Genomic DNA, 24,116 nt, shown 5'->3' with positions numbered 1-24,116 from the left:
ATTGCCATGTTGAAACTCGAATCCGTCAAGGTGTCCTACGGCGCGATTGAAGCCGTGAAGGGCGTGAGCCTCGAAGTTCGCAAAGGCGAAGTGGTGACGATCATCGGCGCCAACGGTGCTGGCAAGAGCACGCTGCTCAAGAGCATCGTCGGCCTCGAGCCCGTCAAGGATGGCAAGGTCTACATCGACGGCAAGGACTGCACCTATGTCGCGCCGCACAAGCGCGTCGGCCTGGGTGTGGCGATGTCGCCGGAGGGCCGTGGGGTTTTCGCCGACCAGACGGTACGCGAGAACCTCATGCTGGGCGCCTACTCCCGCAAGAGCGACCCGCGGGCCATCGAAGAGGCCATCGAAAGGGAGTTCAAGCGATTTCCCCGTCTGAAGGAACGCCAGCACCAGCTGTCGGGCACGCTCTCTGGTGGAGAGCAGCAGATGCTCGCCATTGCACGGGCATTGATGAGCGAGCCAAGGCTGCTGCTTTTGGACGAGCCTTCGCTCGGCCTGGCGCCGCTCATCATCAAGGACATCTTTGAGGCCATACGGCAACTGCGTCACTCGGGCCTCACCATCCTGCTCGTGGAGCAGATGGCAAAGCAAGCGCTGGGCGTCGCCGACCGCGCCTATGTCTTGGAGACGGGGCTCATCACCCTCGAAGGCTCTGGGAAGCAGCTTCTCAACGACCCGAAGGTCAAAGCGGCCTACCTGGGCGCGCATTGAGCCTTTCCGCTTTTTATTCGACACACCCCAAGGAGGTCCCATGACCGAAAAGAAGTTCGCAAGCCACGCCGACACCGAAGAAAAGAAAGTCACGTTTAGTCAGATCTCCGAGCACGCTTGGGCCTACACCGCCGAGGGCGACCCGAACACCGGGATCATCATTGGCGACGATGCCGTGCTGGTAGCAGACACCCAGGCAACTCCTGCGATGGCTGCCGACGTGATTCGCCGCATTCGCGAGGTGACCGACAAGCCGATCAAGTACGTGGTGCTCACGCATTACCACGCTGTCCGCGTACTGGGTGCCAGTGCTTACAAGCCGCAGGAGATCATCTCGAGCCAGGACACCTACGACCTCATCGTCGAGCGTGGCGAGCAGGACAAGGCCAGCGAGATCGGGCGCTTCCCGCGCCTGTTCAGCAATGTGGAGACCGTACCGCCCGGCATGACCTGGCCCACCATGACCTTCACAGGCAAGATGACCCTTTGGCTTGGCAAGCTGGAAGTTCAACTGCTGCAGGTTGGTCGCGGCCATACCAAGGGCGACACCATCGTGTGGCTGCCGGGCGAAGGCGCGCTGCTTTCAGGCGATCTGGTTGAGTTCGGCGCCACCCCCTATGCCGGCGATGCGTATTTCAAGGACTGGCCGCAGACGCTGAACAACCTGGCTGCTCTCAAGCCCAAGGCGCTGGTTCCGGGCCGCGGAGCAGCGCTGACCACCCCCGAAGACGTGGCCAAGGGCCTGAGCGAGACGCGCGACTTCATTGCGGACGTGTACTCGAATGTGCAAAAGGGCGTGGCCGCTGGCAAGGACCTGAACGCCGTCTACAAGGAAACCTTCGCTGCGCTGAAGCCGAAGTATGGCCACTGGGTCATCTTCGACCACTGCATGCCCTTCGACGTGACCCGTTGCTACGACGAGGCGACACAGTACACCGACCCGCGCATCTGGACCGCCGAACGCGATCTGGAGATGTGGAAGACGCTCGAAGGTTGACTCAAGGTTCGCGCGACTGCTTGAACTGCCCTAAACAACGGCCAAGAGCGCGCGCGCGTGGAGAAGGCATGCAGAAGTCGGAGCTCGTTTCCTCAACGGATTGGTCGGCGAAGCTCTGGCTGGTGAGCTGCTGCGCGTTCACGAGCATGGCCTCGATGCGCATCTGCGACGCAATGCTCCCCGCGCTTGCCCAGGAGTTCACTGCGTCCGCAGGAGAAGCAGCCAGAGCCATCTCCGCATTCGCGTTGGCGTATGGGCTTCTCCAGCTCTTCTACGGGCCACTGGGCGACCGTTACGGCAAGGTCAGGGTCATTGGCATGACTACCTTGGCATGCACGGTTGGCAGTGCCTTGGCCGCCGCGTCCACCCGTCTCGAATGGCTCGTCGCGAGCCGCGCCCTTTCCGGCGCCGCCGCAGCTGGAATCATCCCGCTTGCCATGGCCTGGATTGGTGACAGCGTCAGGTATGAAGACCGCCAGGCCGTCCTCGCGCAACTTCTTGGAGCGACCGTCTTCGGGATGATTGCCGGGCAATGGGCAGGTGGGCTTCTCGCCGACATCCTCGGATGGCGCTCTGCGTTTGTCGCGCTGGCAGTCATCTTTGCGGCCAGCGGAGCCCTGCTCGTTGTCCGCGGCGTGTCCGAGCCAGTACAAAGGAATAGCTCTCAGATTGGCCTGCTTCAGGGCATTCGGTCGGTTGTCGGCTCGCGCTGGCCGAAGATTGTGCTCATGGTCACGGCCATTGAGGGGGCTCTGGCCATCAGCGCGCTCGCGTTCATTCCTAGCGACCTTCACCTTCGCTTTGGGCTCTCGATGCCGGCCGCCGGAGGCTTGGTCGCGCTCTACGGAGTCGGGGGACTCGCTTACGCCCGCACCGCGCGGCAGATGCTGCGGCGTTGGGGTGAGGCGGGCCTTGCACGAATTGGCGGCGTTGGAACTGCAGTGGCTTTCGGCACGATGGCAGCCACCCCGAACTGGTACTTCGTTCCGCCCGCATGCTTCCTGGCTGGCTTTGGTTTCTATGCGCTGCACAACACGCTGCAAACCAACGCGACACAGATGGCTCCCTGGGCTCGAGGTACTGCGGTATCGCTGTTTGCCTGCAGCCTTTTTCTGGGCCAGTCGGTTGGCGTCCTCGGGGCGGCCTGGGTGGTCGACCGCTTTGCAGCTCCTGCAGTGTTTTCGATTTCTGCCCTTGGATTGCTGATCCTCGGGTTTTCGTTGTCGGTGCTCATTGGCAAGCGGGTTCACCCATGAGCGTCGAGACTTCAAACACTGCTGGCCGTCAAGCGTACACCGTACAGATGACGCTCATCGCCGCGATGGCGATCTGGGGCCTGAACGTCGCTGTCGTGAAGCAGCTCACGCACACCTTCGACACGTCGATGCTGGCCGCATTGCGGATGGTCGTTGCGCTTCTCGTGCTGTCCGCGATCGTGCTCTGGAAGCGCTGCGTAGTGCGAGACATGAGTTGGAAGCAGATGCGCACGCTCCTCGTCGCCGGTGTGTTGATGGTCTACCTGAACCAGCTGTTGTTCGCCGAGGGGCTGCAGAGGTCGACGGCTACCAACGGAGCGCTCATCATGGCACTCAGCCCGTTGGTGTCGGCGGTGCTTGCCGCTCTCATGTTCCGCGAGACGCTGTCGTTGCAGCGCCTGCTCGGTGTCGCACTGGGTTTCTGCGGAGTCGCTGCTGTCGTCCTGAGTCATCCCGGCGCCGGACTTTCCCACGCCAGCACAGGCGACCTCATGCTCGTGGCAGGCGTCGTCAGCTTCGCAACCGGAGGTGCGCTTGTGCAGCGATTGGCACGTTGCCTTCACCCGCTGACGATCAGCTGGGCCATTTACCTGGTCGGCACGGCCATGCTGGTCGTGCAGGCCGCCGTCGGAAGCCCGTCCATAGATATGGGGGTGCTCTTTCCCGGTTGGTGGCCATGGGCTCTGATTCTCTTCTCCGGCGTGATGGCCACTGCGTTGAGCAATCTGCTTTGGAACAAGGCGATTGCCACCATCGGCGTGGCGCGCACGGCGGTGTTCCTTTACTGGGTCCCAGTCTTTGGCGTCCTCTTCGCCGCAATCCTCCTTGACGAGCGTTTGACGGCTTGGCACCTGGCCGGCTTCGCCGCTGTGATGGCAGGCACTTTCCTCGGCACACGGCAGCCTGCCTCCCGCTCGCCGGATTCCTGACTCTTCTTCCCTTTTTAATCATGACCACTGCCCACCCGCTGCTGTTCCAGCCCTTGACGCTTCGCGAGCTGGCGTTGAAGAACCGCATCGTGATCTCTCCGATGTGCCAGCATGCGGCGGACATGGGGCGAGCCACGCCATGGCACCTGGTTCATCTTGGCAAGTTCGCACTGGGAGGCGCTGGCCTCATCCTGACGGAGAGCACGGCGGTAGACCCGCGAGGCCGCATTGGCACCGCAGACCTGGGCCTTTGGAACGACGGCCACATCGAGCCGCTGAAGGCAGTCGTCGACTTTGTGCATGCCAACGATGGCGCCATCGGCGTGCAGTTGGCCCATGCCGGCCGCAAGTCGGGCAGCCAGCCGCTGTGGGAGGGCGGCGCGGCTCTCAGCGACGAGGCGATGCAAGCTGACGCTGAGCCTTGGCAGCGCCTGGGCCCCAGCGAAGTGGCCGCTGGACCTGGATGGTCGGCGCCGCATGCAATGAATGCCCACGAGATCGAGGACGCCATCCAGCGGTTCGTCGATGCCACGGTGCGAGCGGACAAGGCGGGCTTTGATGTCGTGGAGCTGCATTTCGGCCACGGCTACCTCGTCGCCAGCTTCTTGTCGCCGAACTCGAACCATCGGAATGACGAGTGGGGCGGAAGCCTGGAAGGTCGAATGAGACTGGCGCTGGAGGTGGCGGCTCGGGTCCGCGTCGCCTGGCCTGGGCACAAGCCGCTCTTTTGCCGTCTATCCGCAGTCGACGGCAGCATAGACGGCTGGAGCCTGGACGACTCTGTGATCTTGGCGCGGGAACTTGCTCAACTCGGCGTCGACGTCATCGATTGCTCGTCTGGCGGCCTGACCGAAGAAACCCGCGCCCTGCCCGTGCCCCGAGGACTGGGTTTCCAGGTCCCGTTCGCTGAACGCATCCGCCGAGACGCCAATGTTCACACCCAGGCGGTAGGGATGATCGTCGACGCCAGTCAGGCGGAAGCGGTTCTTCGAGAAGGCAAGGCCGACCTCATCGCGTTGGGCCGGGAAGCCCTTTTCGACCCCTACTGGCCTCACCACGCAGCGATGGCGCTCGGCGTCGACCCGAAATATGAACGCTGGCCCGTTCGTCATGGCGTGTGGCTGGCCAAGCGCGCCCCCGGCTTGGCGCGGGCTCGGGCGCAGGCTGCTGAGCAGCTCGTCTCTCCCTCCAATTGAAAGGACACTCTATGACCGTGCGCATGGGCTTGATCAGGAAGAAGGTCGATTGGAACTTCGACCAATTCAACTCGTACTGGCGCAATAGCCATGGCGCTTTGGCCCGCCGTGCACCCAATCTGCGCGAATACTGGCAAAACCTGGTCGTGGATCGGCTGCAGCGCGGCATCGACTTCCCCAGAGGTCCTTGGGAGTTCGACGGCTTTTCGCAGTTGTGGTTCGACGATGCCAGTCAGTCCAAGCATGCCTTCCAGGAGAGTGGGATGGCCGCCGAACTCATCAAGGATGAGCAGCATTTCCTCGGCGATCTCCACATCGTGACTGCTGAGCCATCGGTGGTCATTCCGACGCCCTCCAAAGAGCAGCGCTCTGCGCTTCTGAAGCGGATGTCCATCATCAAGCGGCTTCCTTCAATGAGCGAAGAGGACTTTCGTCGCGAGTGGAAGATCCACGGAGACTTTGTACGGAAGATGTCTGGCGTCAGCGCCTACCGACAGAACGTGATCGTAGGGCGCGAGCGGATCAAGGGGCAGCCTTGCGGATACGACGACCTTCCTATCGATGGAATCGTCGAGCTGTGGTTCAAGGATGTGCCGACGCTCGAGGCTGCATTCGGCTCCGCCGCTGGCCAGGAGACCATGGCGCACGCAAAGAGCTTCCTGTCTGAAATCACCGCGTTCGTCGTGGCCGAGCGGCAGATTCTCTAGCGTCGAGGAGCACGCCAGATGATGAAGCGAATGACCCTCCTGGCCAGGAAGGAAGGGATGTCGACCAGCGACTTCAGGGCTTACTGGGCAGGGCCCCATGCCAAGCTTGCCCTCGGAATGAACGGCATCACCAAATACACCCACAACCGGGTCGACAAGGTTCTGTGGACCGCCGGTGACCACGGTCCAGCGTTCGACGTCGACGGAATCGTGGAGCTTTTCTTTGCAGACGCCGAGGTCATGCGCATGGCGCAGGCATCCTCTGTGGGCAAGAAGTTCATACCCGAAGACGAACCTGGATTCCTGAAGGGTTGGACCTTGTGCGTCGTCGATGAGGACGGCGACGAACCTGGCGACGCGGCCGTGAAGGTGATGATTCCATTTCACGCGGAAGCAGATGTACGTGACTCTCTTTGGCGAAGCCTGAAGCATGCCGCCGAAGCGCTCAACGCCAAGGTCACTTTGAATTGGACTGTCTCGACCGCTCGTCGCGAGCGGCTGTGGGCAGAGCCCGCGCCACCGACTGGATTTGTTGGCGCTTGGTTCGATAGCGTCGCGGCGGCTCACGAGGCCTTCGAGCCGTCGTGTGAGTTGCGCAGGGTACTTGAAAGCAGCACCGTCGATGGCGCGGCCTATCTCATCGACCAGCTACGAATCAGGTAGTACGCCCACAACGACAGCGATCGCCTCGCCGCTCTGTCGGCCGACCATCCACCTTGCCATCAAGGGAAGGTCATGTCCAAGCCGAGCATCCTGCTCAGGCCGAAGGTGAAGAGCAAAAGGGCCAGTAGCGATACCACCAGCACTGCGGCCACCTTGCCGCCAGCGCGTAGCACCGTGCTCGGCTTGTCTTTTCCCTTCCCCTTCTTGCCTTGCTCATAGTGCCATTTGATGGCAAAGAACATGCCCGTGCCGAACACGAGAACCTTGAACGTCGCGAGGAATACAGGGACCCAATCCATCGCTTTGAGTGTAGCTGGCTGGTTCTATTGACGTTGGGTCACGCCGTACCAACGTTCAGATCACGCCGTCCTTCTTCATGCGCTCGATCAGGACCTTGGCCATGTCGGCCGACGCCTTGGCCACGTTGGACGACTCGATGGCTTCGGTTGTGCCCGACCAGATCACGGACTCGCGCTTCTCGTCCCAAAGCGTGGTCTCGAAGGAGACCACGTTGTAGGTATCCACCATCGCAGGCGCCGCCCATGCCGAGCCGTACCAGCCGTAATAGCCACCGCGAAAGCCCATCGGCATCGGCGGCGCCATCACATCGACTTGCTTGTCGACGCGCACCAGTCGCGTGATCAGCACGCCTTCGGCTCCCGATTGACGAATCGCCGCTTGCAGCCGCTCCTTCGACACCTTGCCCGATTCCTGCAACAGCCCGTACGAGGTGGCCGCGGCGACGCCGGAAGCCTGCAGCGCCTTCGCGAAGCCGTCCTCGAAGATGCGGCGGCTCGTTTCGTTGCTGCTCACACCCACCACGAGGACCTTCGCCACCGGCGGGCCCTTGAAGTCCGGCGAACGCCACACGTTGGTGAGGCTGAAACTGGCGCAGGCCGCCAGGCCTGCCGCCACCAGCAACAGGGCAGCCAAGCGCTTCCAGGTTGATATCGACGAGCGTTGAATTTGCATGGAGAGATCCTCGCGCAGACACGGTATCGGGGGCCCTTGACGCAAACCCCTTGTTGAGAACAATTCTTAAATAGCGCTTATACCACTGCGTCTCGCGGCGGCACCGGGTTAAGCTCGATTCATCTGCGCCACGGCGCGACTGCAGGAGGCTCCCGGATGGATGACGCTTTCTTCTCCCCAGACGAACTGGCGCAACTGCGTGCTCACGGCATCGTGATCTTTGCAGGCCGCATCATCTTCGACGCGCGTGCGCCGATGAGCGCCGAGCAGCTTTCCAACATCGAAGCCGCCTGCGCCGGCCCTTTGCCGGCATCGCTGCGCGCGCTGTGGCAACTCACGGACGGCGGTGCGATGGATTACGACCTGTCCGTGCGCATGAACGGTTGCGAAGAGCCGGTGAACCTCGCGGAGCTGTTCGGCCATGGCGTCGATGGCCTGCGCAGCCTGCCGGAGTGGATCGACTGGGAACGCGAGCACGGCGCGGCGCCGGCCGAGCGGCTTGCAGCGGTGCCCTTCGGTGGATTCGAGGACACAGACCGCCTGTATGTCGTGACGGCGCCTGCTGAGCAGGCCGGACACGTGCTCGCCTGGAAAGCCGGCCTGCCCGCGGCCTGGTTGCATGCCATGCATGAAGACGGCATCGCCACCATCGCAACGAACCTCGAAGCCGCGTTTGCCGCGCTGCACCTGAGCGAAGACCCGCTGGAGCCGACCGGCGACTATTTCACCGGCCAGGCCCTGCTCGACTACCTGGACGAGCGCCACGGCGATCACGATCTCGATCTGGACCTGGCCGACAAGGTGGTCGACTACTACCGACGTGCACTGGTCGACTGGCGCACGCCGTTGGCGGCTGGCCGCCTTGCGCAGGAATCTCCGCTGGTCGGGCAGGTCGCACTGCGTCATGCGGTGGCCGCCGACGACGCGGAACTGGTCAGGGAGCTGGCCGCTGCCGGCATGGTCTTCGATGCGCCGCTGCACGGCAGCGCGCTCGCGACCGACCTTGCCTTGGGGCATGGCGCCTACTCGGCAGCAGCCGCTTTGGTCGAAGCTGGCGCGCCGGTGAGCAGCGACGCGCTGGATTCGGTCGAAGGCGCGATCTCACCCGAACTGGCGGACCGCCTGCTCGAACGAGGCGCGAAGCCGACCATGCGAGCCATGGCGCTGTGCGTGGCTTTCGGCGCTCCGGCAGCCGCACGCCAGATCGGACAGGCCTACGCCAGCAGCCATGACGACCTGCCCACTGCTTTCGAATCAGCGCGCAGCGATCTGCTCGGTGAACTGGAAGTTGCCCTGGCCGAGTCGCGCAAGGAACCGGCTCCCCCTGAACCCGCCGAAGCGCTGGCCGAACGCATCGCGCACCTGCAGGACTTCGCGCTCTAGGAAAGGCGACTAACCGCGGTAGAGCCAGGGCGCATCCAGAAGATGCGTGCCCAGCACGCGCAATGCCGCATCCCGCGCCAGGCGCATGGCACCGCCGGCATGAAAGATCTCGGCGTTGGCGAGCGAACGTTGTTGCACGCGGGCGTTGCGTTGCCAGCGCATGGCGGCGTAGCGGGCGAAGGCATCGGGCAGGCTGATGGCGTTCGCGTCGCGCAGGCATTCGCCCAACGTGGCCGCATCCTCGATCGCCATGCCTGCGCCCTGGGCAAGATATGGAAGCATGGGGTGCGCCGCATCTCCCAGCAGCGCCATGCGCTCGCGCGCCATTTCCTTTGCACCCCGAAGCGGAGGCCGATCGTGCAGGCTCCATGCCCGCCATCGGGGAATGGCGTCGATCAATGGCCGCACGCCTTCGCATCGATGGCCGACGGCGCTGCGCAACGCATCCAGGTTGGCCTGCTGGTCCCAGTCGCGCGGACTGCCTGCCGCCTCGACGCGATGCGCCGGCTGGTCTTCGGCGAGCACCACCACATTGAGCGAGTCGCCACCGCGTACCGGATAGGCGACGGCATGCATGCGTTCGCCCAGCCACACACGCACATCGGTGCTGCGCAGCGATGGCGGGAGGTCGGCCATGGGGTACAGCGCGCGCCACGCCGTGTGGCCGGTGGCGTTCGGCGCAACGGCCGCCTCCAGCACATGGGGGCGCACGGTACTCCAGAGGCCGTCGGCGCCGAGCAGGCCGTCGCCCTCCCAGGCGCGCATGTCTTGCGTGCCCACGGCCACGTTGTGCTCCCGCATGGCCACCTGGGTGATGCAAGCGCCCGTGTTGAGCGTGACGCCTGCATGGACCATCGCGGCGTCGAGCAGCACCCGATGCAGGTCCGCGCGATGAATACACAGATAGGGGCTGCCGTATTTGCGCAGGGCCTCGTCGGCCAGCGGCAGGCGCGCCAGCAGCCTGCCGGAGTCGGCGCCATGAACCGCCAGCGCCTGCGGTGTTGCAGCCAATGACTGCGCCTGCTCGAGCACCCCCAGCTCGCGAAGGCGACGCGTGACGTTCGGTCCCAGCTGGATGCCGGCACCCACCTCCGAGAACTGGGCCGATTGCTCGAGAACCTCGACGCGATGCCCGCGGTGCGCCATCGCGATGGCCGCCGCAAGGCCGCCGATGCCGCCACCGGCAATCAGGACATCCGCCGCCATGAGAGCGCTCAGCGCAGGCGCATCAGCCGCACTTCGGATTGCGCGCTGCGCCCGGAAGCGGGTCGCCCCGCCTCATGGCCCGTCGCCGTGCCGGCGCCCTTGCTCGCGCAGGTGGGCGAGCAGCTTGCGCAGGCGCCGCAGCCGCGGTCCTTGGCGAGCGATTGGGCCAGCAACTGCGCGCCTTCCGCGTCCACCAGGCCGGCTCGCTGGGAACCAGCCGCCACCTGCCCGGCCGCGGCGCGGCGCCAGCGCTTGGGCATCCAGCGCCATGCGAGGTAGGCCGCGGCCAGAACGACGATCAGGGCAACGATGGCTTCTTGAATCATGGTGGGCAGTACGAATCAGCCGGCGCCCATGGCCAGCGCGATGCGGTAGGTGATGAAGCAGGCAACATAGGCCAGGGCGAACAGATAGCCGGCCATGATCCAGACGTAGCGCCACGAGTTGGTCTCGCGTTTGACCGCAGCCAGCGTCGACAGGCATTGCGGCGCAAACACGAACCACACCAGCAGCGACAGCGCGGTGGCCAGGCTCCAGGTCTGGGCGATCAGCGGCTGCAGCTGGCCTGCCACGTCGTCGCCTGCCGCCGACAGCGCGTACACGGTGCCCAGGGCGCTCACCGCCACCTCGCGCGCGGCCATGCCGGGCACCAGCGCAATGGAAATCTGCCAGTTGAAGCCGATCGGGGCGAAGATGTATTCGAGCCCGCGCCCCAGCATGCCCGCCAGGCTGTATTCGATGGCCGGGCCGGTCGCACCTTCGGGCGGGGACGGGAAGGTGGACAAAAACCAAAGCACGACCGTCAGGCTCAGGATGATGGTGCCCACGCGGCGCAGGAAGATCCAGGCGCGCTCGTACAGGCCCATCAGCAGATTGCGCGGGCTGGGCCAGCGGTAGGCCGGCAGTTCCATCATCAGCGGCGATTGCACGTTGCCGCTGCGAAAGCGCTTCATGACCCACGCCACGGCCATGGCCGAGACGATGCCGAACACATACAGCGCAAACAGCACCAACCCCTGCAGGTTGAACATGCCGGCCACCGTGCGTTCGGGGATGAATGCCGCGATGAGCAGCGCATACACCGGCAGGCGCGCCGAGCAGGTCATGAGGGGCGCGATCATGATCGTGACCAGCCGATCGCGCCAATTGCTGATGGAGCGCGTGGCCATCACGCCGGGAATGGCGCAGGCGAAGCTCGACAGCAGCGGAATGAAAGATCGGCCCGACAAGCCCACCGTGCCCATGAGCCGGTCGAGCAGGAAAGCCGCACGCGGCAGGTAGCCCGAATCTTCCAGCGCCAGGATGAAGAGGAAGAGGATCAGGATCTGCGGCAGGAAGATGACGACCCCGCCCGCGCCGGCAATGATGCCGTCCACCAGCAGGCTGCGCAGCAGGCCGTCGGGCATCGCGGCGCCCACCCATTCGCCCAGCTTTGCGGTGCCGGCGTCGATCGCATCCATCGGCACGGACGCCCAACTGAACACCGCCTGGAACATCAGGAACATCGCCACGGCGAGCACGAGCATGCCCCACACCGGATGCAGCACCACGCGGTCGATGCGGTCGCTGGTGTCCAGGCTGCCGGCCGGTTCGCGCACCGCGATCGACAGGATGCGACGCACTTCGCGCTGGGTGGCCAGCACGTCTTCGAAGCCAGGCGCTGTCCAGGTCGATGCGCGGGCCTCGGCAACAGGCGCGTCGAGCGCGGCCAGCAGGTCACGCGCGCCATCGGCGCTGACGCCGACGGTCTCGATCACCGGCACGCCCAGTTCGCGCTCCAGCGCGGCCCGGTCGACGGCGATGCCCTGCTTGCGCGCCATGTCGCTCATGTTCAGCGCAACCACCATCGGCAGGCCCAACGCGCGCGCTTCGAGCACCAGGCGCAGGTTCAGGCGCAGGTTGGTGGCATCGGTCACGCAGACCAGCAGATCGGGCAGTGCTTCGGTGCTCTTGCCGGTGACCACGTCGCGCGTAACGGCCTCGTCGGCGCTCAGCGGATTGAGGCTGTAGGCGCCCGGCAGGTCGAGCAGGAACACGCGTCGGCCCGACGGGGTGCGCAGCAAGCCTTCCTTGCGCTCGACCGTCACGCCCGCATAGTTGGCCACCTTGGCCCGACTGCCGGTCAGCAGGTTGAAAAGCGCGGTCTTGCCGCAATTGGGGTTGCCCAGGAGCGCAATGCGCGACGGCGCTTGCAAGGCTGCGGCCTGACCTTCAGCCATGGTTCTTCGCTCCCGGGGTGACGTGGATCAGTTCGGCCTCGTGGCGGCGCAGCGCAAAGGTGGTATGGCCCAGCCTGACCGCCAACGGCTCGCGGCCGGGCACGCCGCTGGCGACGATGCACACGGCCTCGCCAGGCACGAAGCCGATCTCGGTCAGACGAAGGGCCAGCTCGCGCATCTCGGGCGCGTCGCGCCGCTCGACATCCAGAACGGTGGCCCACTGGCGGGTAGGAAGCTGGTCAAGGCTCAGCGTGGCGGTGGCAGTGCCGGTCAATGTGGTCACCCGGAGGCTCTTCTCATGTACAGAAAAATGAGAATTATTCTCGAAAAGAGTTCCCAAGGGAATTGATGGCCCTTCGGCCCCTCGTCGGTCACCCTGAATCCGGGCGCACGAAAGGCCAGGCGAGCGCTGTCGTGACTGCACTTGCGCCCTACCCGGATCGGCAGGCCCGGATGGCCGGATGGCCGCCAGCGGGCCATTGGCAGCACTTCCGGTGGACCCACCACCGCACAGCCGGCAGATTCACGCCAGCCGCTTGCGCGCCTAAAGTGGCCTGATTACGCATCAGGAGGCGGCGCAGCCGCCAGGGAGATTGCACATGGCCAGGACCATTTCAGCTTCTGTCGGCACCGGCGGCGCCAACCGGGCGGACGACGTCCACACGGCGCAGTCCATGCTCAACCAGGTCGACACCGCACAGGGCGGCCCGGCGCCCAAGCTGGAAACGGACGGAAAGTGCGGTCCGCTCACGGTGGGCGCCATCCGCCAGTTCCAGTGGGTGCAGTTCAAGTTCTCCGATGGCCGCATCGACGTGGGCCAGCGCACGCTGGAGCGCCTGCAGACCTTCGACCAGGCCCCTGCCCCAGCGCCGCCACCGCCTGGCGGAGGCATCCTGCCGCAGGTGGTCGTGCCGCCTGGGCTCGTTCCCGGTCCGCCGTCGCCTTCTTCGCCACCTGGCGGCTCAGCGCCGCCCCTGGCGCCCGGCCTGTCGCCGCTGCGCCGCCGCATCTGCGAACTCGCGCTGGCCGAGGCCTTGCCGCAGCCGGCCGTGAGCGACCTGATCACCCAGCGCGAAGACAACGTGACCGTGCGCGCCGGCTGGCGGCGCCTGAAGCAGTATTTCGACGAGGGCGTGAAGGGCTGGACCCAAGACAAATGGAAGGACAAGGCCACGCTCGACGGTGTACGCATTCCGGGCAAGCGCGTGCCGCAGGGACCCAACTCAGGCGTGAGCTGGTGCGGCATCTTCGCCACCTGGGTCGTGCGCAACTCGGGCGTGGACACCCAGTGGCGCATGGGCCTGGGTCCGAGTGCACTGCAGATCCGATTCAACCGCGACTGCAAGCCCGGCGACATCTGCGTGATGGAAGAGCAGGTCCATCACTTCATTCCGATCTCCATTGACGGCGACCAGATGGTCACCGTCAATGGCAACTCGACCAACCAAGCCATCCTGGTCAAGACGAGACCGCTGAGCAGCGTGCGCTACTACTACAGCGTCGAATAGCTGCGATCAGTCGAGCAGCTGCCGCAGCACGAAAGGCAGGATGCCGCCGTGGCGGTAGTAGTCGACCTCGATCGGCGTATCGATGCGCAGGCGCACCGCCACCTCCTGCACCGCGCCGGCGCTGCGATGGATCATCAGGCGGACGTCCATCTGAGGCTCGATCTCGCCATCGACCACGACGTCGATCACTTCGCTGCCCGTCAGGCCCAGCGACTCCCATGAGTCGTTGCCTTTGAGCTGAAGCGGCAGCACGCCCATGCCGACCAGGTTGGCGCGGTGGATGCGCTCGAAGCTGCGCGCCACCACGGCCTTGATGCCCAGCAGTTGCGTGCCCTTGGCCGCCCAGTCGCGCGACGAGCCGGTGCCGTATTCCTCGCCTCCGAAGATGACGGTGGGGACGCCAGCCGCCATGTACTTCTGCGCCGCGTCGTAGATGAACATCTTCTCGCCGCTGGGTTGCATGAGGGTCACGCCGCCCTCCTCGCGCGTGCCGTCCGGCAGCGCGGGGATCATCAGGTTCTTGATGCGCACGTTGGCGAAGGTGCCGCGCATCATCACCTCGTGGTTGCCGCGCCGCGAGCCGTAGCTGTTGAAGTCGGCCTTCATGACGCCGTGCTCCTTGAGCCAGCGGCCGGCGGGCGAATCTTCCTTGATCGAGCCAGCGGGCGAAATGTGGTCGGTGGTGATCGAATCACCGAACAAGGCCATGATGCGCGCGCCTTTGACGCCCGCCGCCGCTTCGGGCGGCGACATCGCGAAGCCCTCGAAGAAGGGCGGCTCGGCGATGTAGGTGGAGGTCGGCCAGTTGTACACCTGCCCGGTCACGCCCTTGATGCTGGTCCACAGCTTGCCGGGCTCGCTCCTGACCTTGTCGTAATTGGCGCGAAATGCCTTGGCATTCATTGCCAGGCGCAGGTTGGCGTCGATCTCCTTGGCGCTCGGCCAGATGTCGCCCAGGTACACATCCTTGCCACCCTTGCCCTTGCCGACCGGCTGGGTCATCAGGTCGACCATCACGTTGCCCGCGATGGCATAGGCCACCACCAGCGGGGGCGAGGCCAGGAAGTTGGCCTTGAGGTTGGGATGGATGCGCGCCTCGAAGTTGCGGTTGCCCGACAGCACCGCCGCGCAGACGAGGTTGTTCTCGGTGATGACCTCGTTGATCTCCGGCGCCAGGTCACCCGCGTTGCCGATGCAGGTGGTGCAGCCGTAGCCGGCCAGGTAGAAGCCCAGTTGCTCCAGATAGGTCAGCAGCCCAGCCTTCTCCAGGTATTCGGTGACGATGCGCGAACCCGGGGCCAGCGACGTCTTCACATGAGGCTTGACCTTCAGGCCAGCCAGCACCGCCTTCTTGGCCAAAAGGCCGGCGGCCAGCAGAACGCTCGGGTTGGACGTGTTGGTGCACGACGTGATGGCCGCGATGAGCACATCCCCGTTGCCGATGGTGACGGCCGACGACGGCGCCGACTTGGCCGTGTCGCCCACGTGTGCGGCGGCCGGCGACGGCCGGTTGGCTTCCATCTCGACCACGGGCATCGGCGCGCCGGGCTGGGTTGGCTTGGGATCTTGCTCGGCAGATTCGCCCACCAGCGGGAGCACATGGCGCTGCCGCAGCTGCTCGGCGGGCTGGCCGAAGCCGTTGGCGGAGACAGGCTGGCTGTACAGGTCGGCGAATTTGTGCGCCAGCGCGCCCAGGTCGATGCGATCCTGCGGGCGCTTGGGGCCGGCGAGACCGGGCGTGACGCTGCCCAGGTCGAGCTTGACGATCTGCGTGTAGTTCAACTCGCCCGGGGCAGGCATTCCGAACAGGCCCTGCGCCTTGTAGTAGGCCTCGAAGAGTTCGATTTCCTCGTCGGTGCGGCCGGTGCCGCGGAAGTATTCCACCGTGGCCTCGTCGACCGGGAAGAAGCCCATCGTCGCGCCGTACTCGGGCGCCATGTTGCCGATGGTGGCGCGATCGGGCACCGGAATCGAAGCGGCGCCCGGCCCGAAGAATTCGACGAACTTGCCCACCACCTTGTGCGCGCGAAGGATGTTGGTGACGTACAGCACCAGGTCGGTGGCCGTCACGCCTTCGCGAAGGCGACCGCTCAGCTCGAAGCCCACCACATCGGGCGTGAGGAAGTAGACCGGCTGCCCAAGCATGGCGGCCTCGGCCTCGATGCCGCCCACACCCCAGCCCACGACCCCAATGCCGTTGATCATGGTCGTGTGGCTGTCGGTGCCCACCAGCGAGTCGGGGAAGTAGACCGGCGCCTTGGCCATGTCGTTCGCGTTCTTGTACACGCCGCGCGCCAGGTATTCGAGGTTGACCTGGTGCACGATGCCGAAGCCCGGCGGCACGACTCGGAAGGTGTCGAACGCCTGCATGCCCCACTTCATGAACTGGTAGCGCTCGTTGTTGCGCTGGAATTCCAGTTTCATGTTCAGGTCGAGCGCCTTCGGCGTGCCGTAGTGGTCGACCATCACCGAGTGGTCCACCACCAGGTCCACCGGCACCAGCGGCTCGATCGTCTTGGGCGACTTGCCCAGCGAATGCGCCACGCTGCGCATGGCAGCCAGGTCTGCCAGCAGCGGCACGCCCGTGAAGTCCTGAAGCACCACGCGGGTCACGACGAAGGGAATCTCGTCGGTGCGCTCGGCATTGGGTGCCCAGTGGGCCAGCGCCTCGATGTTCTGGGGATTCACGCGCTGGCCGTCGCAGTTGCGCAGCACCGATTCGAGCACGATGCGCAGCGACACCGGCAGGCGGCCGACGTTGGGGTATTTCTTGGCCAACTCGGGCAGCGAGTAGTACTGGCCGGTCTTGCCGGACTTGGTCCGAAACGACTTGAGCGTGGCGGCGAAGGGATGCGCCGATACCTGGGACATGAGCAACTCCTTTTCTTCTTGGTGCTGCCGTGGGGTCACGGTTGCGAACGACGATAGCAAAGAACGATGAAACCCGGGTGATCCCGCGCGAGGGCTGGCATGACCTGCAAGGTCATGTCGCACATGACTTGCAGGCCCTAGCATTCGGGCCATGTCACCGCATGCCGCATCGCCCTCCGCCACCGACCCCTTCGGACTGCACCTTCGGCACTGGCGCCGCCAGCGTCGATTGAGCCAGCTCGACCTCGCCCACGAGGCGGAGGTGTCCACCCGCCATCTGAGCTGCGTGGAGACCGGTCGCGCCATGCCCAGCCGCGAGATGGTCCTGCGCCTGGCCGATCGCCTGGAAGTGCCGCTGCGCGAGCGCAATGCCTTGCTGGTGGCCGCCGGCTACGCCCCCATGTACCGGCAGCGCAAGCTGGACGATCCGGCGCTGTCGGCCGCCCGCCGCGCCATCGACCGCCTGCTGCAGGCACATGCGCCCTTCCCCGCCCTGGCGATCGACCGGCAATGGCAACTGGTGGCGGCGAACGAGCAGGTGCCGCTTCTGCTGGCGGGCATCGATGCGGCCTTGCTCACGCCGCCGGTCAACGTGCTGCGCCTCAGCCTGCATCCGAAGGGACTGGCGCCACGCATCGCCAACCTGGTCCAGTGGCGGGCCCACCTGCTCGAACGTCTGGCGCAGCAGATCGCCGCGACCAGCGACGTCTCGCTGGCTGCGCTGCGGGACGAATTGGCCGCCTACCCGGTGCCGCCCGCTGCCGGGCCGGTCGACATGCACGCAGAGGCCAATGGTGCCGACGGCGAATTGGCCGGCGTGCTGGTTCCGCTGCACCTGAACACCGAGCACGGCCAGCTTCGCCTGATCAGCACCACGACCATCTTCGGTACGCCGGTGGACGTCACCTTGCAGGAGCTGGCGATCGAATCCTTCTTCCCAGCCGATGCCCAGACGGCCGAGATCCTTTCGAGGATGTCGGCGCGCTGAGCCTGGCCGGCCAGACTCAAGCAGACCCGGGGCTGCGCGCCGGGGTGCGATCGGCTGTGACTCAGCCTGGCTTACCCGTCGGCGCCCGGTCGAGGGCTTGCTGAACGGTCCGGTAGAACGCCTCGCGGGCCGCGCTGGCCCTGGCGTCGCTCGCGCCGCCAGCCCAGTTGGCGTTGCTGGCGATGACCAGCTTGCGCTTCGGATCGATGAAGATGCCTTGGCCGAAGATGCCCTGCGCCGCGAAGCTGCCGTCGTCGTAGGTCCACCACTGATAGCCATAGCCGCGCCCCGCCTTGCCGATGTCGGCCTGTCGAGTGGTGGCCTGGGCGAGCCAGTCGTCCGGCACGATGGGCTTGCCGTTCACGCGCGCGCCATCGAGGATGAGCTGCCCGAAGCGGGCGTAGTCGCGCGTGGCCGCCTGGATGCAGCATCCGCTGATCTCCTGGCCTGTGCGGGCCAGGATCCACGTGGCCTGCTGCTCCATGCCAGCAGGGACCCAGATCTTTTCGGACAGGTACGAAGCCAGCGGCTTGCCGGTCGCTCGGGCCAGGAGCACGCCGACCAGGTTGGTTTCGCCAGTGCTGTAGTTCCAGCGGGTGCCGGGCGGCGCGGCACGCGGCAGGCGCCGCATGTAGCTCACCAGCGCATCAACGCCCTCCTCGGGCTTGTGATTGTTGAAGCGGGCCACGTCCGATTCGGGGTTGCCGTAGTCCTCGTTCCACTGGACGCCCGAGGTCATGGTGAGCAACTGGCGCACGCTCACTTGGTCGTAGGCCGAGCCCTTCATCTCGGGGATGTAGTCGCTGACCTTGTCGTCCAGGCTGCGGATACGACCGTCGCGCACCGCCGCGCCGAGCAAGGTCGAGGTGATGGACTTGGCGACCGAAAAACTGGTCCAGCGGCCGGCTGCGTCGAAGCCCAGGCCATAGCGCTCCAGCCGCACCTTTCCTTCGTGCAGGATGACGAGCCCCGCGGCGCGCTGGCCGGCCATGTAGGCATCGACATCGACGGGCAGCGGCAAAGGCTCACCGGTGGGCAGGGGCGATGGCGTGGGGCCGGCAGGCACCACCCGCGCCTTCGCCAACACCGGTAGCCGGTCGAGGGCACGAAAGGCCGCATCCCTTTGCGGCTGGCTCCAGAACAGCAGGTCCCGGTTGGTGGGCAGCGTAGCCAGCAGGCCGCGCGTTTCCTTGTCGAGCGTGAACCAGAAACCTGCGCCGACAACGATGGCCGCCACCAGGAGTCCGAGAATGACTTTGCCGAATTTCTTCATGCGGCGATTGAACACGATGCGGCGATGCTTGCCGCATCGGTCGAACCCGACCAGACGTGCAAAAAAAAGACCCGCCGAAGCGGGTCCTTGCGACGGCCGCCTGGCGGCAACCTGCGATGCGGATCAGGCCGACACGGTCGCGGCCACCTCGGTGTAGTCGTCGATCTTGTCGAAGTTGAGGTATTGGTAGATCTTGTCGCCGTTCTGGTTGATCACGCCGATGTCGGCCATGTACTCGTCCTTGGACGGGATCTTGCCCAGCTTGGAGCAGATCGACGCCAGTTCGGCCGAGCCCAGGTACACGTTCGTGTTCTTGCCAAGGCGGTTCGGGAAGTTGCGCGTGCTGGTCGACATGACCGTCGCACCTTCGCGCACCTGGGCCTGGTTGCCCATGCACAGCGAGCAGCCGGGCATCTCGGTGCGCGCGCCGGCATTGCCGAACACACCGTAGTGGCCTTCTTCCGTGAGCTGCTGCGCATCCATCTTGGTCGGCGGCGCAATCCACAGCTTGACCGGGATGTCGCGCTTGCCTTCGAGCAGCTTGGACGCCGCGCGGAAGTGACCGATGTTGGTCATGCAGGAACCGATGAACACTTCGTCGATCTTGGCGCCGGCGACTTCGGACAGCGTCTTCACGTCGTCCGGATCGTTCGGGCAGGCCACGATGGGTTCGTGCACGTCGGCCAGGTCGATCTCGATCACGGCGGCGTACTCGGCGTCGGCATCGGCCTTGAGCAGTTGCGGGTCCTTGAGCCAGGCTTGCTGTGCGGCGATGCGGCGCTGCAGAGTGCGGGCGTCGGCGTAGCCCTCGGCGATCATCCACTTCATCAGCGTGATGTTGCTGTTGATGTATTCGATGATCGGTTCCTTGTTCAGGTGCACCGTGCAACCCGCGGCCGAGCGCTCGGCCGAGGCGTCGGAGAGCTCGAAAGCCTGTTCCACCTTCAGGTCGGGCAAGCCTTCGATCTCGAGGATGCGGCCCGAGAAGATGTTCTTCTTGCCCTTCTTCTCGACGGTCAGCAGGCCCTGCTTGATGGCGTACAGAGGAATCGCGTTGACCAGGTCGCGCAGCGTGACGCCCGGTTGCATCTTGCCCTTGAAGCGCACCAGCACCGACTCGGGCATGTCCAGCGGCATGACGCCGGTCGCGGCGGCAAATGCCACCAGCCCCGAGCCCGCCGGGAAGCTGATGCCGATGGGGAAGCGCGTGTGCGAGTCGCCGCCGGTGCCCACGGTGTCGGGCGTCAGCAGGCGGTTGAGCCAGCTGTGGATCACGCCGTCGCCCGGACGCAGCGAGATGCCGCCACGGGTGCTGATGAAATCGGGCAGCTCGTGGTGCATCTTGACGTCGACCTTCTTCGGGTAGGCCGCCGTGTGGCAGAACGACTGCATGACCAAATCGGCCGAGAAGCCGAGGCAAGCCAGGTCCTTGAGTTCGTCGCGCGTCATCGGGCCGGTGGTGTCCTGGCTGCCGACCGACGTCATGCGCGGCTCGCAGTAGGTTCCAGGACGCACGCCTTGGCCTTCAGGCAGTCCGCAGGCGCGGCCGACCATCTTCTGGGCCAGCGAGAAGCCCTTGCCGCTGTCCACAGGTGCTTGCGGCAGACGGAACAGCGCGGAAGCCGGCAGGCCCAGCGCCTCGCGTGCCTTGGCCGTGAGGCCGCGACCGATGATCAGCGGAATGCGGCCGCCGGCGCGCACTTCGTCGAACAGCACTTCGCTCTTGACCTTGAATTCGGCGATGACCTTGCCGTCCTTCAGGGCCTTGCCTTCGTAGGGACGCAGCTCGACCGTGTCGCCCATGTTCATCTGGCTGACGTCGAGCTCGATCGGCAGGGAGCCGGCGTCTTCCATCGTGTTGTAGAAGATCGGGGCGATCTTGGTGCCCAGGCAGATCCCGCCGAACTTCTTGTTCGGGATGAAGGGGATGTCCTCGCCCGTCCACCACAGCACGCTGTTGGTGGCCGACTTGCGCGACGAGCCGGTGCCGACCACGTCACCCACGTAGGCAACGGGCAGGCCGCGCGCGACCAGGTCCTGGATGAACTTGACCGGGCCGCGCTTGCCGTCTTCCTCGGGCACGAAGGGGGCGCCGTCGCGCTTGTTCTTGAGCATGGCCAGCGCGTGCATCGGAATGTCAGGGCGCGTGGTGGCATCGGGTGCCGGCGAGAGGTCGTCGGTGTTGGTTTCGCCCGGAACCTTGAACACGGTGAACGTGATGCTCTGGGGCACTTCGGGGCGGCTGGTGAACCACTCGGCGTCGGCCCAGCTTTGCAGCACGGCCTTGGCGTTGGCGTTGCCCTTGTCGGCCAGTTCCTTGACGTCGTGGAACTGGTCGAACATCAGCAGCGTCTTCTTGAGGCCTTGCGCAGCCACGGCGCCGACTTCGGCGTCGCCCAGCAGGTCGATCATCGGGCCGATGTTGTAGCCGCCGAGCATGGTGCCCAGCAGTTCGGTGGCATGGGCGCGCGAGATGAGCGCGGTCTTCTCGGTGCCGTGGGCCACGGCGGCCAGGTAGCTGGCCTTGACCTTGGCCGCATCGTCCACGCCAGCCGGCACGCGGTGCGCGAGCAACTCCAGCAGGAAGGCGCCTTCGGCGTCGGCGTTGGCGGACTTGACCAGGTCGATCAGTTCGCTCGTTTGCTGGGCGCTCAGGGGCAGCGGCGGGATGCCCAGCGCAGCGCGCTCGGCGACGTGTTCACGATAGGCTTGCAACATATTCTTCTCTCCGGGGGACTTGAGGTGTGGGCGGCCTGGAAGCAAAAGGCGGGCCGCCGTCGCCGTGGGGCAAATTCAGTTTCGCGCTGTTACTTCTTGGGAGCGTCGGCGCCTTCGAACAGGGCCTTGGGCGGGTTCTTCTTCATTTCTTCCTCGACCGCTACCTGCGCCGCAGCCTTGCATTCGTCAGCCAGGCGTTCGCCCTTCTTCTGGCTCATCAACATGGACTTGTTGCCCAGTTGCAGCCACATGGCTTCCTGGCGGGGATCTTCGAGGCGCACGGCGCCGGTGCGGCTGCTGACCGGATGCATGCGATAGCGCACCTTCTCGTGGGTCAGGGTGAAGTAGCCTTCCTTGGCGGGGTCGGCCACGATGTCGACGCTGGAGCCCAGTTCGCAGGGGATCTTTCCGGTGATCACTGCGCGCGCGGCTTCCAGGTCTTCCGGGGTCAGCACCACGTTGGGGTCGTCGGCGATCGGCTTGTTCTCTTCGAGCGACTTGATGATCGGCTTGGGCACGACCTTTTGCGTCGCCTGCTTGGCCTTGGTCGGCGGCTTGTAGGGTGCGGGCTTCGCGGACTTGGCGGCGGTGCCGCTCGTGCTGCCGGATTGAGCCATGGCCGAGAACGGCAGTGCGGCGGCAAGCGCAGCAACGAGGAGAAGCTTCTTCATGGGTCGGATTTCCTTCTTCGAGAACAGGCTGGGCCTGAAATTTTGATGCGGTAGGTCGGATTGATCAAAGGAACCAGGCTTGCGCCACTTCGGGCAGCTTGCGGCCGGTCGCGTGCGCGCGTTCGAGTACCTGCCAATACAGCCGATAGCTCGCACGATCGTGCAGCACTCCCTGGAAACTGATGGGCGCCCAATCTGCCCGGATCGCGGCATCCATGATGCTCACGGCCTCGTCGATCTGCCGCTCGCCGGGCGCGAACGCTTCGAGGATGGGGCGGATCTGGCTGGGGTGGATGCTCCACATGCGGGTGTAGCCGAACTCATCGGCGGCGCGACGGGCCGCGGCGCTCATGGCGTTGGCGTCGCTGAACTCGGTGACCACGCAATGCGACGGCACTTTGCCGAACGCATGCGCAGCAGAGGCGATCTCGAGCTTGGCCCGAACCACCAGCGGATGGCTGAACTGGCCAGCCGAGCCCATGCCATCGGCGGGAATCGCACCGGCATGGGCGGAAACGAAATCCATCAAGCCGAAGCTGAGCGACTGCACTCTCGGATGCGAGGCGATGTCGAAGGCATTGCGAACGGCCAGGGGCGATTCGATCAGCACCTGCAACGGCAACTGCGAAGCGCCGGCCGCGTCGAGGGCTTCAGCGGCACGCACCACATCGGACAGCGAATCCACCTTGGGAACCATGAGGTGACAGAGGCGCTGGCCGGCTCGCCCGACGATGGCAGCCACGTCGGCATCGAATGCCGGATGGTCGACCGGATGCACCCGCACGGCGACGCGCATGCCTGGGGCTGCGGCAAGCGCCAGTTCGGTCACCAGTGCGGCATGTTCAGCCTCGCCGCCCACCGGTGCACCGTCCTCGCAATCGAGCGTGACGTCGAAGACGCAGGCGCCGAACTCGGCGGCCATCTCGGCCTGCAAGGCAAGGCTCTTCTTCATCCGCACTTCGACGCCGCTGTAGTGGTCGCAGACGGGCAGCGCCACGGCGCCAGCCTGAGCACCCAGCAGCACCTGGCGGGGATGGTGGAAGACAGCTTCAGTCATGCGGCGCTCGAACGGGTGGCGACGATGAACAGGCGCGGAAAAGCCAGCAGACGCTGGCCATCCGCACGCACCGGATAGGCATCGGCAACGCGGCGTTCGTACTCGGCGAGGAATCGCTCGCGCAGCGGCGGCGAGAGCGGGTCGATGAAAGGACGCAGGCCCGTGCTGCGCACCCATTCGACGATCGAAGCGGCGGAAGCCATGGGATGCTGATAAGTGGTGCGCCAGATGTCGAAGTGCTCGGCCATTGGCGCCAGCAGGTCGTAGTAGCCCTGCAGCCCGAGCAGTTCGGTACGCAGGCGGGTGTAGTCGCCGATCTGTTGCGCGAACTCTGGCAAGGCCGCCACTTCGCGCATCAGGCGATGGGTCGGCTCGTCGCGGTTGTCTGGCATCTGGATGGCCAGCACGCCGCCCGGGGCCAGCGCGTCGAGCAGGCGAGGCAGAAGCGTCGCATGGTCGGGGACCCATTGAAGCACCGCATTGGCGTAGATCAGGGTCGGGCGGACTTCGGGCCGCCAGGAGGCGATGTCGCTCAACTCGAAGCGCGCCTTGGGCACGCGCTCGCGCGCGGCATCGAGCATGGCGGGGGAATTGTCGGTGCCGACCACGTCGGCATCGGGAAACCGTTCGACCAGCAATTCGGTCGAGTTGCCTGGGCCGCAGCCCAGATCAAAGGCCAGCGCGGCCGACTGGAGCGGCACGCGCGCGAGCAGGTCGCGCGCCGGGCGGGTTCGCTCGTCCTCGTAACGAGAGTAGAGCGAGGGGTTCCAGTCGGCCATGCAGGC

Annotated in this window: 22 protein-coding genes; 10 read left to right on the top strand and 12 right to left on the bottom strand. The window is 65.4% G+C overall.

All coding sequences use genetic code 11. From position 1 onward, the window contains the following. Positions 1 to 6 precede the first annotated feature (6 nt). From QTH91_RS03920 to QTH91_RS03890, 7 genes are all read left to right on the top strand, one after another. Entirely contained in the window at positions 7 to 717 is a 711-nt protein-coding gene (locus tag QTH91_RS03920; RefSeq protein ID WP_286658715.1) for an ABC transporter ATP-binding protein, read from the top strand. A 40-nt stretch (positions 718 to 757) separates the two neighbouring features. Then, a complete protein-coding gene (locus QTH91_RS03915) occupies positions 758 to 1,714 on the top strand; it encodes an MBL fold metallo-hydrolase (RefSeq protein ID WP_286658714.1) in 957 nt (318 codons plus the stop codon). A gap of 68 nt (positions 1,715 to 1,782) precedes the next feature. Then, a complete protein-coding gene (locus tag QTH91_RS03910) occupies positions 1,783 to 2,970 on the top strand; it encodes an MFS transporter (RefSeq protein WP_286658713.1) in 1,188 nt (395 codons plus the stop codon). Between the two features lie 47 nt (positions 2,971 to 3,017). Next, entirely contained in the window at positions 3,018 to 3,899 is an 882-nt protein-coding gene (locus tag QTH91_RS03905) for a DMT family transporter (RefSeq protein ID WP_286658712.1), read from the top strand. Positions 3,900 to 3,919: 20 nt separating this feature from the next. Continuing rightward, positions 3,920 to 5,095: an NADH:flavin oxidoreductase/NADH oxidase gene (locus QTH91_RS03900; RefSeq protein ID WP_286658711.1), complete on the top strand. Its 1,176-nt coding sequence runs from the start codon at positions 3,920 to 3,922 to the stop codon at positions 5,093 to 5,095. Between the two features lie 11 nt (positions 5,096 to 5,106). Beyond that, positions 5,107 to 5,802 carry an EthD domain-containing protein gene (locus QTH91_RS03895; protein WP_286658710.1) on the top strand — a complete coding sequence of 232 codons (696 nt, stop codon included), beginning with the start codon at positions 5,107 to 5,109 and terminating at the stop codon, positions 5,800 to 5,802. Between the two features lie 18 nt (positions 5,803 to 5,820). Then, positions 5,821 to 6,465 carry an EthD domain-containing protein gene (locus QTH91_RS03890; RefSeq protein WP_286658709.1) on the top strand — a complete coding sequence of 215 codons (645 nt, stop codon included), beginning with the start codon at positions 5,821 to 5,823 and terminating at the stop codon, positions 6,463 to 6,465. 59 nt (positions 6,466 to 6,524) lie between these two features. Here the strand turns inward: QTH91_RS03890 and QTH91_RS03885 are convergent, their stop codons facing one another. Both QTH91_RS03885 and QTH91_RS03880 read right to left on the bottom strand, forming a co-directional pair. Next, complete coding sequence (locus tag QTH91_RS03885; protein WP_286658708.1) at positions 6,525 to 6,764, bottom strand: hypothetical protein; 240 nt, start codon at positions 6,762 to 6,764, stop codon at positions 6,525 to 6,527. A 55-nt stretch (positions 6,765 to 6,819) separates the two neighbouring features. Next, on the bottom strand, positions 6,820 to 7,437 hold the full coding sequence (locus QTH91_RS03880) for a DUF4136 domain-containing protein (protein WP_286658707.1): 618 nt from the start codon (positions 7,435 to 7,437) through the stop codon (positions 6,820 to 6,822). A gap of 156 nt (positions 7,438 to 7,593) precedes the next feature. On the opposite strand from QTH91_RS03880, the gene QTH91_RS03875 reads away from it, so the two are divergent. Continuing rightward, positions 7,594 to 8,820 carry an SMI1/KNR4 family protein gene (locus QTH91_RS03875; RefSeq protein WP_286658706.1) on the top strand — a complete coding sequence of 409 codons (1,227 nt, stop codon included), beginning with the start codon at positions 7,594 to 7,596 and terminating at the stop codon, positions 8,818 to 8,820. Positions 8,821 to 8,829: 9 nt separating this feature from the next. On the opposite strand, the gene QTH91_RS03870 is transcribed toward QTH91_RS03875, so the two are convergent. Genes QTH91_RS03870 through QTH91_RS03855 form a run of 4 tightly spaced genes read right to left on the bottom strand, consistent with a single transcriptional unit; the run spans position 8,830 to position 12,528 of the window. Then, the gene (locus QTH91_RS03870; RefSeq protein ID WP_286658705.1) at positions 8,830 to 10,026 is read right to left on the bottom strand and encodes an FAD-dependent monooxygenase; all 1,197 of its coding nucleotides are present in this window, start codon (positions 10,024 to 10,026) and stop codon (positions 8,830 to 8,832) included. Between the two features lie 8 nt (positions 10,027 to 10,034). After that, positions 10,035 to 10,352, bottom strand: a complete 318-nt coding sequence (locus tag QTH91_RS03865; RefSeq protein WP_286658704.1) for a DUF6587 family protein — start codon at positions 10,350 to 10,352, stop codon at positions 10,035 to 10,037. Between the two features lie 15 nt (positions 10,353 to 10,367). Next, positions 10,368 to 12,245, bottom strand: coding sequence for a ferrous iron transporter B (gene feoB / locus QTH91_RS03860; protein ID WP_286658703.1), 1,878 nt, complete (start codon positions 12,243 to 12,245; stop codon positions 10,368 to 10,370). After that, positions 12,238 to 12,528 carry a FeoA family protein gene (locus QTH91_RS03855; RefSeq protein ID WP_286658702.1) on the bottom strand — a complete coding sequence of 97 codons (291 nt, stop codon included), beginning with the start codon at positions 12,526 to 12,528 and terminating at the stop codon, positions 12,238 to 12,240. Before QTH91_RS03855 ends, feoB begins: the two co-directional genes overlap by 8 nt. A gap of 316 nt (positions 12,529 to 12,844) precedes the next feature. On the opposite strand from QTH91_RS03855, the gene QTH91_RS03850 reads away from it, so the two are divergent. Further along, positions 12,845 to 13,753 carry a peptidoglycan-binding domain-containing protein gene (locus QTH91_RS03850; RefSeq protein ID WP_286658701.1) on the top strand — a complete coding sequence of 303 codons (909 nt, stop codon included), beginning with the start codon at positions 12,845 to 12,847 and terminating at the stop codon, positions 13,751 to 13,753. A gap of 6 nt (positions 13,754 to 13,759) precedes the next feature. Here the strand turns inward: QTH91_RS03850 and QTH91_RS03845 are convergent, their stop codons facing one another. Beyond that, positions 13,760 to 16,624 carry an aconitate hydratase gene (locus QTH91_RS03845; protein ID WP_286658700.1) on the bottom strand — a complete coding sequence of 955 codons (2,865 nt, stop codon included), beginning with the start codon at positions 16,622 to 16,624 and terminating at the stop codon, positions 13,760 to 13,762. A gap of 151 nt (positions 16,625 to 16,775) precedes the next feature. Here QTH91_RS03845 and QTH91_RS03840 point away from each other — a divergent pair, with 151 nt between their 5' ends. Next, positions 16,776 to 17,612 (top strand): helix-turn-helix domain-containing protein, encoded by an 837-nt coding sequence (locus tag QTH91_RS03840; RefSeq protein ID WP_286658699.1) that lies wholly within the window; start codon positions 16,776 to 16,778, stop codon positions 17,610 to 17,612. Positions 17,613 to 17,673: 61 nt separating this feature from the next. Here QTH91_RS03840 and QTH91_RS03835 read toward each other — a convergent pair whose 3' ends face one another. The 5 genes from QTH91_RS03835 to tam all read right to left on the bottom strand — a co-directional run bounded on the left by QTH91_RS03835 (position 17,674) and on the right by tam (position 24,110). Then, positions 17,674 to 18,885, bottom strand: coding sequence for a serine hydrolase domain-containing protein (locus QTH91_RS03835; RefSeq protein WP_286658698.1), 1,212 nt, complete (start codon positions 18,883 to 18,885; stop codon positions 17,674 to 17,676). A gap of 123 nt (positions 18,886 to 19,008) precedes the next feature. Continuing rightward, positions 19,009 to 21,603: a bifunctional aconitate hydratase 2/2-methylisocitrate dehydratase gene (locus QTH91_RS03830; RefSeq protein WP_286658697.1), complete on the bottom strand. Its 2,595-nt coding sequence runs from the start codon at positions 21,601 to 21,603 to the stop codon at positions 19,009 to 19,011. 89 nt (positions 21,604 to 21,692) lie between these two features. Next, the gene (locus tag QTH91_RS03825) at positions 21,693 to 22,274 is read right to left on the bottom strand and encodes a hypothetical protein (RefSeq protein WP_286658696.1); all 582 of its coding nucleotides are present in this window, start codon (positions 22,272 to 22,274) and stop codon (positions 21,693 to 21,695) included. 64 nt (positions 22,275 to 22,338) lie between these two features. Next, positions 22,339 to 23,331, bottom strand: a complete 993-nt coding sequence (locus QTH91_RS03820; protein WP_286658695.1) for an HpcH/HpaI aldolase/citrate lyase family protein — start codon at positions 23,329 to 23,331, stop codon at positions 22,339 to 22,341. Continuing rightward, positions 23,328 to 24,110 carry a trans-aconitate 2-methyltransferase gene (gene tam / locus QTH91_RS03815; protein WP_286658694.1) on the bottom strand — a complete coding sequence of 261 codons (783 nt, stop codon included), beginning with the start codon at positions 24,108 to 24,110 and terminating at the stop codon, positions 23,328 to 23,330. The genes QTH91_RS03820 and tam overlap by 4 nt, the downstream gene beginning before the upstream one ends. Between the last annotated feature and the right edge of the window lie 6 nt (positions 24,111 to 24,116).

The sequence above is a fragment of the Variovorax dokdonensis genome (genome assembly GCF_030316895.1).
In the GTDB taxonomy this organism is placed as follows: domain Bacteria; phylum Pseudomonadota; class Gammaproteobacteria; order Burkholderiales; family Burkholderiaceae_C; genus Variovorax; species Variovorax dokdonensis.
Note: the sequence above shows the minus strand (reverse complement) of the source record. Positions and strands in the feature narration are given on the sequence as shown.

Bases quoted from the DNA above. Each gene is read 5' to 3' on its own strand.
- QTH91_RS03840 (WP_286658699.1), top strand. From the start codon at position 16,776: ATGTCACCGCATGCCGCATCGCCCTCCGCCACCGACCCCTTCGGACTG.
- QTH91_RS03880 (WP_286658707.1), bottom strand. From the start codon at position 7,437: ATGCAAATTCAACGCTCGTCGATATCAACCTGGAAGCGCTTGGCTGCC.
- QTH91_RS03905 (WP_286658712.1), top strand. From the start codon at position 3,018: ATGACGCTCATCGCCGCGATGGCGATCTGGGGCCTGAACGTCGCTGTC.
- QTH91_RS03890 (WP_286658709.1), top strand. From the start codon at position 5,821: ATGATGAAGCGAATGACCCTCCTGGCCAGGAAGGAAGGGATGTCGACC.
- QTH91_RS03845 (WP_286658700.1), bottom strand. From the start codon at position 16,624: ATGTCCCAGGTATCGGCGCATCCCTTCGCCGCCACGCTCAAGTCGTTT.
- QTH91_RS03830 (WP_286658697.1), bottom strand. From the start codon at position 21,603: ATGTTGCAAGCCTATCGTGAACACGTCGCCGAGCGCGCTGCGCTGGGC.
- QTH91_RS03825 (WP_286658696.1), bottom strand. From the start codon at position 22,274: ATGAAGAAGCTTCTCCTCGTTGCTGCGCTTGCCGCCGCACTGCCGTTC.
- QTH91_RS03900 (WP_286658711.1), top strand. From the start codon at position 3,920: ATGACCACTGCCCACCCGCTGCTGTTCCAGCCCTTGACGCTTCGCGAG.
- QTH91_RS03875 (WP_286658706.1), top strand. From the start codon at position 7,594: ATGGATGACGCTTTCTTCTCCCCAGACGAACTGGCGCAACTGCGTGCT.
- QTH91_RS03910 (WP_286658713.1), top strand. From the start codon at position 1,783: ATGCAGAAGTCGGAGCTCGTTTCCTCAACGGATTGGTCGGCGAAGCTC.
- feoB (WP_286658703.1), bottom strand. From the start codon at position 12,245: ATGGCTGAAGGTCAGGCCGCAGCCTTGCAAGCGCCGTCGCGCATTGCG.
- QTH91_RS03915 (WP_286658714.1), top strand. From the start codon at position 758: ATGACCGAAAAGAAGTTCGCAAGCCACGCCGACACCGAAGAAAAGAAA.
- QTH91_RS03865 (WP_286658704.1), bottom strand. From the start codon at position 10,352: ATGATTCAAGAAGCCATCGTTGCCCTGATCGTCGTTCTGGCCGCGGCC.
- QTH91_RS03920 (WP_286658715.1), top strand. From the start codon at position 7: ATGTTGAAACTCGAATCCGTCAAGGTGTCCTACGGCGCGATTGAAGCC.
- QTH91_RS03820 (WP_286658695.1), bottom strand. From the start codon at position 23,331: ATGACTGAAGCTGTCTTCCACCATCCCCGCCAGGTGCTGCTGGGTGCT.
- QTH91_RS03895 (WP_286658710.1), top strand. From the start codon at position 5,107: ATGACCGTGCGCATGGGCTTGATCAGGAAGAAGGTCGATTGGAACTTC.
- QTH91_RS03885 (WP_286658708.1), bottom strand. From the start codon at position 6,764: ATGGATTGGGTCCCTGTATTCCTCGCGACGTTCAAGGTTCTCGTGTTC.
- QTH91_RS03850 (WP_286658701.1), top strand. From the start codon at position 12,845: ATGGCCAGGACCATTTCAGCTTCTGTCGGCACCGGCGGCGCCAACCGG.
- tam (WP_286658694.1), bottom strand. From the start codon at position 24,110: ATGGCCGACTGGAACCCCTCGCTCTACTCTCGTTACGAGGACGAGCGA.
- QTH91_RS03835 (WP_286658698.1), bottom strand. From the start codon at position 18,885: ATGAAGAAATTCGGCAAAGTCATTCTCGGACTCCTGGTGGCGGCCATC.
- QTH91_RS03870 (WP_286658705.1), bottom strand. From the start codon at position 10,026: ATGGCGGCGGATGTCCTGATTGCCGGTGGCGGCATCGGCGGCCTTGCG.